The organism is Micromonospora sp. LHW51205 (genome assembly GCF_003315815.1).
Taxonomy (GTDB): Bacteria; Actinomycetota; Actinomycetes; order Mycobacteriales; family Micromonosporaceae; genus Micromonospora; species Micromonospora chalcea.
Window position 1 is genome coordinate 1 of the sequence record NZ_QMEZ01000023.1, and the last position, 1,417, is coordinate 1,417.

1 protein-coding gene is annotated in these 1,417 nt (G+C 68.0%); it reads left to right on the plus strand.

Features of this window, described 5'->3' with window-relative positions:
• Positions 1 to 313: 313 nt before the first annotated feature.
• Positions 314 to 1,231, plus strand: a complete 918-nt coding sequence (locus DQE82_RS30470) for an IS5 family transposase (RefSeq protein WP_113974896.1) — start codon at positions 314 to 316, stop codon at positions 1,229 to 1,231.
• The last annotated feature ends 186 nt before the right edge of the window (positions 1,232 to 1,417 follow it).

Here is a 1,417-nt window from a genome sequence, read left to right on the forward strand (position 1 = left end):
TCCTGTCACCGGTCGCGTCGGCGATTCTTGCCGCTCGCGTGCTGCCGACAAGCTCACGCCTCGGATGCTCTGACCTGCGTGTTCAACCCGTTGAGGATCTTGTTCAACCGGGCGGCGGCGGGCAATGTACCCGTGGTCGGCGCGGAGCGCGGTTTCCAATCCGAGGCCCGGATTTGTAATCCCCTAGGCCGTGTGTCATAAGTGCCCGTGGCCCTGCTGTGAGGTGATCGGCTGGGTGTGTCGGTGATCGATATGCGGTGAGGTCTCCGGTAGATGGGTTATCGACCAAGACAACCATCTGCACGGAGACCTCGTGGCCAGCGTAGCGGTGACGAGGCGGCACGACCTGACCGACGCGCAGTGGGCGGTGCTGGAGCCGTTGCTGCCCGGGCGGAAGAAGCCGGGTCGGCCGCCGAAGTGGAGCAAGCGGCAGCTCATTGACGGGATCAGGTGGCGGGTCCGTACGGGTGCGCCGTGGCGGGACGTGCCGGACTGCTATGGGCACTGGCGGACGGTGTACGGGCTGTACCGGCGCTGGCAGCGGGCGGGGGTGTGGGCGGGGATCCTGGCCGGGTTGCAGGGTAGGGCCGACGCGCTCGGGTTGATCTCCTGGGACGTGAGTGTGGACTCCACGATCGTGCGGGCGCATCAGCACGCCGCCGGCGCCCGCCGGGGCAGTCACACGCAGGTCGAGCCGCCGGGCGGCAGCAGCGCCGCCGAGCCGGCGGATCACGCGCTGGGCCGGTCCCGGGGCGGTCTGACGACCAAGCTGCACCTGGCCTGCGAGCAGGGCCGCATGGTGCTGGCGTTCGTCATCACCGGTGGGCAGCGCGGCGACAGCCCGCAGTTCACCACTGTGCTGGACCGCATCCGGGTGCCTCGTCTCGGTGTCGGGCGGCCCCGGTGTCGGCCGCAGCGGGTCCTGGCGGACAAGGCGTACAGCAGCAAGGCCAACCGCGGCTACCTGCGGCGCCGTGGTATCGGCTGTGTCATCCCGGTCAAGGCCGACCAGGCCGCGAACCGCCGTAAGAAGGGCTCGGCGGGTGGCCGGCCACCCGCCTTCGACCCCAGCGCATACCGGCAGCGTCACGCCGTGGAGTGCGGCATCAGCCTGCTCAAACAGCACCGTGCCGTGGCCACCCGCTACGACAAACTCGCAGTGCGCTACGAAGCCACCGCCACCATCAGCATGATCGACAACTGGCTCCGGCGCCTCGAACGGCACTTATGACACACGACCTAGACGAGTAGTTCCGAAGTCAGGGGTCGATGTCTGGGCATGAAGAGAGGGCATCCAAGATCATGGTGTGACGCAAGACCTGGATACCCTCTTGACCGCACTGTACGTGAAGATCGACGACAGCATCCGCACCCCCCGGTGGCGGGGACGGCCGCCGCTACTGACCGACTCCGAACT